Below are 7,875 nucleotides of genomic sequence, written 5' to 3'. Positions count from 1 at the left end.
TCCCCCGTAACGGGGGATGAATAAACGAGTCGCCGCGCTTGTCGGAAAACAGGACTCGCTTCAAAGAGGATTGCGACCACAGAATCGGCCATTGGAACATATCCGAAGCGAAGCGAGTGGTTAAGGGATGTTGGTACATTCGAGCTAAAGGTTGAACCAGTCTTACATAAAACCTTACTTGATCCAGAAACTGCCGCCATTGGCAATACAAAGGTTGGTTTTGGCAAGTATGCCAATGTACGAGCACGCGATTTATTCAAGCGGGATGCTAGTTATGCCGTCTGGTTCGCAGATAATGCGCAAGCTACGCTACATGCACGAAAGATAGCTCAGTATTTGCGAAGTTTACCTGAGTATTATGAGCTTAAGTATGGTAAAATTGCTCTGGCTCGTGAACTTTTAACGCCTGAAGTAGCGCAACGATTAAGTGAATTAGGCCTTAAGGCAACGTTGCGTGATAACGGGCGCATTTTAGTAAGTGGAGAGACGTATGGCTACAAAGACATCTTCAAAGAAGTCACGCAAGGCTACCGTGGACGGTTTGTGGACGGCGGATGGGAACTCGATCCAGACGCTTTTTCGCGATTCGCTACACGAATTGGCACAAGAGTACCGGATGTTAGCAGCCGAACCGGACATAGCCCGCCAAGTGGCGGCCAAGATATTGAAGTCAGCCAACCTGGAGAGACTGTTGTCCAGCGAGCCGACCGACGCGGATTGGGTAGACCTGCTGGAGACTACGTGCGTAGGGAAACCAGAGATTTAATCTTGCAAGGTGAACGTGCTGGTATTCCACGACAAGTCTTAGATGAGTAGATTGAAGACATTGGTTCTATTGTTCGTGCATTTGAAGTTGGAAAACAGGACTCGCTTCAAAGAGGATTGCAAGCGAAAGAAAGGACCCGGAAGTCAGGAGGGGGATTCAACCCTTGCTTTGGAATGGATTGACACGACAACGCGGGCGGCCACAGCGAGCCGCCCCTACATTCGACACAGGCGCTTCAAAGAGGATTGCAAGCGAAAGAAAGGAGCCGGAAGTCAGGAGGGGGATTCAAGCCTTGCTTTGGAGTGGATTGACATCACAAGGCGGGCGGCCACGGCGAGCCGCCCCTACAGTCCAACACAGACGCTGCGAAGAGGATAAGGACTCACACGAAGACACGGAGACACGGAGAGCAACAGAGAGCCTCAGTTGGGCGATTGGAGACAGTGCTCAAGAAGCGTCAAGAGACACGGAGACACGGAGAGCAACAGAGAGCCTCAGTTAGCCGCCTCTCTGTGTTCTTAGTGTCTCCGTGAGGAAATGGTTTTCATGGGAATCGCGCATGAGCGCGAGGCACGCCACGAAGCATGAAAATGGCTATTCAAGGGAGAAAGCGCCGTCGCCGCTTCGCTCTGCCGGCGCACTCCAAGAAAAAGTCAGGAATCGCGCATGAGCGCGAGGCACGCCACGAATGATGAAAAGACAATTCTTTCGTGAGGTTCGTGTGTTTCGTGGGCGATTTTCAGAGGAGTTCCACATGCCGTCCGGACGACGCCCAGAAACGATGAAAAACACAGGCGGGAACGCCTGTGCCACTTTTTCTGAGGAGCTGAAATCCTCATTGACCAATCAATCTCAATCAATCCTCATCAGTAGTTTGGCCGGCCATCAGCCAGCATGACTCATCACGATCCACGCTCGATTCGTGCATCGGTTCACGGATGTCTACTCAGTCTTGGGCCAACATGGACTATCTGAAGGCCCGGCTCAAATAACCCGATTTGTGCGATATGCCCCACAAGGTCACACTCTGGGACGCGCTTTCTAGCAAATGGCATTAAGCCAACTCAAATAGAGGTGTTGAGTTGTTATACCAACCTGTTTTCCCAGGCCATTGGTACATGAGTTGCAGCTATGTTTGTTTGATGTTACAAGTGAAAAGGAGAACGATATGCATGAAGTTGGCTATGCACTCAAACTGATTGAGCATATCGAGCAGGCCGCCAAAATGGCTGATGAGGGAGCGGTGATCCGCATCAGTGTCAAGCTGGGCATGGAGAAAGGGATTCGACCAGAGAGTTTGCGAGCTGCATTTGATTGGGCCAAGGTGGATACCATTGCGGAATCAGCAGAGTTGGAGATCGAGCTTATCCCGGTGACGATTCACTGCACACTTTGCGACAAAGTCTATGTGACAGAAGAACCGCTGACGGAGTGTCCGTATTGCGGCGCGCTCGGCGGCGAGCTTCTCAGTGGCGACGAGTTCTTGATTGATCACATCGAGTTTGAGGCGTCTCACGCTTCTGTTCATGAGTCAGCGCGGGGATGAGCAATGCAGCAGGCGTCTGTACAAGTGGGTGAGCTGTTTATCCTCAGGCGCCATCAGCTCGATCAATTATTCGACGCATTAAAGCGCCGTGGCTATTGTTTGGTCGGTCCCACCGTGCGTGATGGCGCGGTGATTTACGATCAGATTGAATCAAGCAACGACCTGCCGGCTGGTTGGACCGATGAGCAACAGGGTGGCATGTATCGCTTGAAAAAGCGGGCGGACGCGGCCTTGTTTGGCTATACGGTCGGTCCGCACGCGTGGAAGAAGTGGTTGTTTCCTCCTGCGCTCAGGCTCTTCCGGTTGAGGCGCGCGCCCAATGGGTTTGAGCTGGATGAGCAACGAACGGCAGGCGAGCTGGAGCATCCGCGCTATGCCTTCATCGGTGTTCGCGCTTGCGAGTTACATGCGATTGCGATTCAGGACCGCGTCTTTTTGCAAGGCGCGTATGTTGACTCAACCTACCGGCAACGGCGCGAGCATCTGTTTATCCTGGCCGTCAACTGTGGTCAGGCTGGCGGCACGTGTTTTTGCGTATCCATGAAGACCGGGCCGAAAGTCACCGACGGATTTGATCTGGCCATGACCGAGCTTCTGCAAGATGGCCGTCATGACTTCGTTGTGGAAGTCGGAACCGCGTTGGGCGCTGCCGTGCTGGCCGACGTGACACAGGAAGCAGCCGGTGATGAGGAGAGGGCCGCCGCCGAGCAAGTCGTGGAGAGGACTGCTCAGCAGATGGGACGCGTGTTAGATACGACGGACATCAAGAACCTGCTCTATCGTAACGCCGAGCACCCGCGCTGGGATGACGTGGCGCGCCGCTGTCTCACCTGCGCCAACTGCACAATGGTTTGTCCGACGTGCTTCTGCTCGACGGTCGAAGACGTGACCGATTTGACGGGCCAATATGCCGAGCGATGGCGCCGATGGGATTCATGCTTCACGATGGATTTCTCCTACATTCATGGTGGCAGCGTGCGTGCTTCATCAAAAGCGCGCTATCGGCAGTGGTTGATGCACAAACTGGCAACGTGGATTGATCAGTTCGGCTCGTCTGGATGTGTCGGCTGCGGGCGGTGCATTACCTGGTGTCCGGTGGGCATTGATATTACCGAGGAAGTGCAGGCCATCCGGGCCAGCGAGCCGGCAAGGAGTCAAAAAGATCATGGAGACACTTGAACGCATTTTATCCGAGCATCCGTTTCTCAAAGGACTAGCCCCTGAGTACATCCAACTGATCGTTGGATGCGCCGCCAATGTGCGGTTCGAGGCCGGCCAGTTTATCTTCCGCGAGGGTGAAGAAGCCAATCAGTTTTACGTGATTCGTCAAGGGCGCGTGGCGTTGAGTATGTTCACACCTGAACGCGGCCCGATTGTGATCGAGACGTTGGGTGAAGGCGATATTCTGGGATGGTCGTGGTTGGTGCCGCCGTATCATTGGCGATTCAACGCGCAGGCGATGGAGCTGACGCGCGCCATCGCCTTGGACGGCAAATGCCTTCGCGGCAAATGCGAGAGCGATCATGATCTGGGCTTTGAATTGCTGAAACGATTTGCGCACATCATTGAGCAACGGCTTCAGGCGACGCGATTGCAATTGCTGGATGTATACGGCGCTCGATCCTGAGGAACGTATCATGAGAAACAACAGCGAGCATGATCCAATGCGGACGGTTCCGTATCGCATTCGCCGAGTGCGACGGGACACGGCTGATACGTTTACGCTCGAACTGGAGCCGGTAACCAATCAGCAGCCATTTCACTTTGCGCCTGGTCAATTCAACATGATCTATGTCTTCGGCGTTGGTGAGATTCCCATTTCGATTAGTGGCGATCCGGCCGTGACGAGTGCGCTCGTTCACACCACGCGGTCTGTTGGCACGGTGACCAAAGCCATGAGCCAGCTCAAACGTGGCGACGTGGTGGGTGTGCGCGGCCCTTTTGGCACGCCCTGGCCGATTCTGGCTGCCGAGGGCAATGATGTCGTGCTGGTGGCTGGCGGCATCGGGCTGGCGCCGCTGCGGCCGGCGCTCTACGCCATCCTCGCTCGTCGCGAGCGGTACGGCAAGGTCGTGCTGCTCTACGGCGCGCGCTCGCCGGAAGACATTCTCTATCGTGACGAACTGCGCCATTGGCGTGCCCAATTCGACCTGGACGTATATGTCACAGTTGATCGGGCAACGAGCCAGTGGCGTGGCAATGTCGGCGTCGTCACCACGCTCACCTCGCGCGCGCCATTTGATCCACTCAACACGATGGCGTTCGTCTGCGGCCCTGAGGTGATGATGCGATTGACAGCCCTTGAGCTCCAAAGGCGCGGCGTGGCCGCAGATCAGATATTCGTCTCCATGGAGCGCAACATGAAATGCGCCGTTGGATTCTGCGGTCACTGTCAATTCGGACCCATGTTCGTTTGCCGAGATGGTCCGGTCTTTCCTTACAGTCGCGTCAAAGATTGGCTGGGCGTATGGGAGATTTAATATGGCGTCGAAGCGAAAACCGAAACTGGCTGTTTGGAAATTTGCCTCCTGTGATGGTTGCCAATTGAGCTTGTTGGACTGCGAAGACGAGCTGTTGAGTCTGGTTGACGCCATTGAGATCGCTTATTTCCCTGAAGCCTCGCGGGCGATGGTCAAAGGGCCGTATGATCTCTCATTGGTGGAAGGTTCGATCACGACGCCTCACGACGCTGAGCGCATTCATCGCATTCGGCGGGCCTCCAAGACGTTGGTGACCATTGGCGCGTGCGCGACTGCTGGCGGCATTCAGGCGCTACGGAATTTCAAAGACGTGAAGGAATTTGTTTCGATTGTCTATGCCACGCCGGCCTACATTGAGACGCTGAATAAATCCACGCCCATCGCCGATCATGTCTTCGTTGATTTTGAATTGCGCGGCTGTCCGATCAATAAGTCGCAACTGCTGGAAGTGATCAGCGCCTTGCTGCATGGGCGCAAACCGAACACGCCGCCGCACAGTGTGTGCATTGAGTGCAAACGACGCGGGGTCGTCTGTGTAATGGTGGCGCACGGCACGCCGTGTTTAGGTCCGGTCACCCATGCCGGCTGCAACGCGCTCTGCCCGAGCTATCATCGCGGCTGTTATGGTTGTTTTGGGCCGATGGAAACGCCTAATACGAATTCGCTCAGCGCGTGGTGGAGCCGATTAGGCGTCGGCGAGGCTGATTTGGTGCGCGTCTTTCGCGGATTCAATGCGTATGCTGAGCCGTTTCGCAAGGAGAGTGAAGCGCATGAAGTCTAAAACGATCAAGGTGGACTATCTGGCTCGCGTGGAAGGCGAAGGTTCATTGATGATTAAACTCAAAGGCGATCAGGTCGTGGATGTCAAGCTGAAGATTTTCGAGCCGCCGCGATTTTTCGAGGCCTTCTTGCGCGGGCGGCATTACAGTGAAGCGCCTGACATCACCGCGCGCATCTGCGGGATTTGTCCGATTGCCTATCAAATGAGCGCAGTGCATGCGATGGAGCATGCCTGCGGCGTGGTGATTGATGGCCCCTTGCGGGCCTTGCGGCGGCTCATTTATTGCGGCGAGTGGATTGAAAGTCATACGTTGCACATCTACATGCTGCATGCGCCGGATTTTCTCGGCTATGCCGATGTCATGCAGATGGCCAAGGATTATCCTGATCACGTGCGGCGTGGGTTGCAACTGAAAAAGATCGGTAACGAAATTGTGCGTCTGATTGGCGGTCGGGAGATTCATCCGATCAATGTGCGAGTTGGCGGTTTTTATCGAGTCCCGACCAAACACGACCTGGCTCCATTAGCCGAGCAGCTCAAGTGGGCGCGCGAGGCAGCGTTGGAAACCGTGCGATGGACGGCGCAGTTTCCGTTTCCCGAATTCGACGCTGATTATGAGTTTGTCGCCTTGCGTCATCCTGATGAATACCCGTTGAACCAGGGGCGTCTGGTCTCCAATAAAGGGCTGGACGTGGCCGTTGAAGAGTTCGATCAACACTTCGTGGAGCACCACGTCGCGTACTCCAACGCGTTGCATTCGACGTTGAAGGAACGTGGGGCGTATCTGGTCGGGCCGCTGGCTCGCTACAATATCAATTTCGATAAGCTTTCGCCGATCGCTCAGCAAGCGGCACGGGAAGCCGGGCTTGGGCCGAGCTGTCGGAATCCGTTTCGTAGCATCATTGTGCGGAGCGTGGAAACGCTTTACGCCTGTGACGAAGCGTTGCGCCTGATTGAAGCCTACCAGATGCCGGATCAACCAGCCGTCGCCATCGAGCCACGTGCGGCCACCGGCTATGGCTGCACGGAAGCGCCGCGCGGGATTCTCTATCATCGGTATCGGCTGGACGACCAGGGAACGATCCTGGACGCGAAAATCGTCCCGCCGACATCACAGAATCAAAAGATGATCGAACAAGACCTGTGGCGGCTTGTGCCCGAGCTGATGAGCTTCTCTGATGAAAAAATAACCTGGCAATGCGAGCAGGCGATTCGCAATTACGATCCGTGCATTTCCTGCGCCACGCACTTTCTTAAGCTCCACATCGAGCGTGAATGATGAGGCGCATCTGACTGACTGATGTCGGAAAAGCAACATCCTATCCGCATCATCGGCGTTGGCCATCAGTTTCGCGGCGACGATGCAGTCGGGCTGATCGTCGCTCAACGGTTAAGGGCAGTATGCCCGCCTGGCGTGACGATTGTCGAAGCTCAGACTGACGGCGCTGCTTTGATGGAGACGTGGGCCGAAGCCGATGAGGTCATCATCATTGATGCCGTTCAATCAGGAGCTCGGCCGGGAACACTGCACCGGTTCAATGCCCACCAACAACCAATGCCGGTTCACTGCTTCGGCTGTTCGACGCATGGGTTCAATGTGGCTGAGGCGATCGAATTAGCGCGAACGCTTGATCGGCTTCCGCCTCGTCTGATCGTCTACGGCATCGAAGGAGCCACGTTTGAGATTGGTCAAGCTGTCTCGCCGGCAGTCCTCGCATCGGCAGAGGAGCTGGCCGAGCGGCTTGCTGATGAACTCATCGGGCGTTGACTGAAGCGTGAACCATCGCCGATGAACAATGGATCATGGCGGTGGGATTGCTCCACTCATTGCGTCGTTGACTCGATCGCTCAGCCCCCAGACGCTTCCTAGAGCCGTTGGTGAATGAGTTTGCCCTGGAAGCGCACGCCATTGGTATCTACGCATCTCTAGCCCGTCAGTCGCTGTTGAATTGTCAACGGGAGCATGCGCCAAGAGACGCGCCGACAACCGAGCGCCGCTGCCACACAAATACGCCAATGTGCGGCCACGGTTTTTGGAGTGCGGTGACGTGTCACCGCTTTTCGGCCAAAGCTGCGACACGTCGCAGCACTCCAAAAACGCCACGAACTTTTGTCATGTTGCTTAGTTGGCGACAATCTGCTGCGTCATCGAGTCGAGCTGGGGCGAAGCTCTCGCCCTTCACAATTCGCGGCTGATCGGTCATGGCCAACATTTGGTTGCTGCCCACGTGATCAGTCAACTGAATTGTTGTCGGTCTCTCACTACGCTATAATGCCCAGCCTAAATTCAATATGAAGGAGG

The 7,875-nt window shown here is 55.3% G+C and carries 8 protein-coding genes; all 8 read left to right on the top strand.

Features of this window, described 5'->3' with window-relative positions; all coding sequences use genetic code 11:
• Positions 1–490: 490 nt before the first annotated feature.
• The 8 genes from NZ823_01590 (at position 491) to NZ823_01555 (ending at position 7,341) form a co-directional block, all read left to right on the top strand.
• Positions 491–766: a hypothetical protein gene (locus NZ823_01590; GenBank protein MCS6803820.1), complete on the top strand. Its 276-nt coding sequence runs from the start codon at positions 491–493 to the stop codon at positions 764–766.
• A gap of 1,168 nt (positions 767–1,934) precedes the next feature.
• Positions 1,935–2,312, top strand: coding sequence for a hydrogenase maturation nickel metallochaperone HypA (locus NZ823_01585; protein MCS6803819.1), 378 nt, complete (start codon positions 1,935–1,937; stop codon positions 2,310–2,312).
• Between the two features lie 3 nt (positions 2,313–2,315).
• Positions 2,316–3,491 (top strand): 4Fe-4S dicluster domain-containing protein, encoded by a 1,176-nt coding sequence (locus tag NZ823_01580; GenBank protein ID MCS6803818.1) that lies wholly within the window; start codon positions 2,316–2,318, stop codon positions 3,489–3,491.
• Positions 3,478–3,939, top strand: a complete 462-nt coding sequence (locus tag NZ823_01575) for a cyclic nucleotide-binding domain-containing protein (GenBank protein ID MCS6803817.1) — start codon at positions 3,478–3,480, stop codon at positions 3,937–3,939. Before NZ823_01580 ends, NZ823_01575 begins: the two co-directional genes overlap by 14 nt.
• Positions 3,940–3,949: 10 nt before the next feature.
• Positions 3,950–4,792, top strand: a complete 843-nt coding sequence (locus tag NZ823_01570; GenBank protein MCS6803816.1) for an FAD/NAD(P)-binding protein — start codon at positions 3,950–3,952, stop codon at positions 4,790–4,792.
• A gap of 1 nt (position 4,793) precedes the next feature.
• Positions 4,794–5,573, top strand: coding sequence for an oxidoreductase (locus NZ823_01565; GenBank protein MCS6803815.1), 780 nt, complete (start codon positions 4,794–4,796; stop codon positions 5,571–5,573).
• Positions 5,563–6,852 carry a Ni/Fe hydrogenase subunit alpha gene (locus NZ823_01560; protein MCS6803814.1) on the top strand — a complete coding sequence of 430 codons (1,290 nt, stop codon included), beginning with the start codon at positions 5,563–5,565 and terminating at the stop codon, positions 6,850–6,852. Before NZ823_01565 ends, NZ823_01560 begins: the two co-directional genes overlap by 11 nt.
• Positions 6,853–6,873: 21 nt before the next feature.
• Positions 6,874–7,341 carry a hydrogenase maturation protease gene (locus tag NZ823_01555; protein MCS6803813.1) on the top strand — a complete coding sequence of 156 codons (468 nt, stop codon included), beginning with the start codon at positions 6,874–6,876 and terminating at the stop codon, positions 7,339–7,341.
• The last annotated feature ends 534 nt before the right edge of the window (positions 7,342–7,875 follow it).

Source organism: Blastocatellia bacterium (genome assembly GCA_025054955.1).
Classification (GTDB): domain Bacteria; phylum Acidobacteriota; class Blastocatellia; order HR10; family J050; genus JANWZE01.
This window is presented reverse-complemented; position numbering and strand designations above follow the sequence as displayed.

What these genes read in the sequence shown, in the direction of transcription:
- NZ823_01570 (MCS6803816.1), top strand. Translation starts at nt 3,950, where the DNA reads ATGAGAAACAACAGCGAGCATGATCCAATGCGGACGGTTCCGTATCGC.
- NZ823_01590 (MCS6803820.1), top strand. Translation starts at nt 491, where the DNA reads ATGGCTACAAAGACATCTTCAAAGAAGTCACGCAAGGCTACCGTGGAC.
- NZ823_01585 (MCS6803819.1), top strand. Translation starts at nt 1,935, where the DNA reads ATGCATGAAGTTGGCTATGCACTCAAACTGATTGAGCATATCGAGCAG.
- NZ823_01555 (MCS6803813.1), top strand. Translation starts at nt 6,874, where the DNA reads ATGTCGGAAAAGCAACATCCTATCCGCATCATCGGCGTTGGCCATCAG.
- NZ823_01565 (MCS6803815.1), top strand. Translation starts at nt 4,794, where the DNA reads ATGGCGTCGAAGCGAAAACCGAAACTGGCTGTTTGGAAATTTGCCTCC.
- NZ823_01575 (MCS6803817.1), top strand. Translation starts at nt 3,478, where the DNA reads ATGGAGACACTTGAACGCATTTTATCCGAGCATCCGTTTCTCAAAGGA.
- NZ823_01560 (MCS6803814.1), top strand. Translation starts at nt 5,563, where the DNA reads ATGAAGTCTAAAACGATCAAGGTGGACTATCTGGCTCGCGTGGAAGGC.
- NZ823_01580 (MCS6803818.1), top strand. Translation starts at nt 2,316, where the DNA reads ATGCAGCAGGCGTCTGTACAAGTGGGTGAGCTGTTTATCCTCAGGCGC.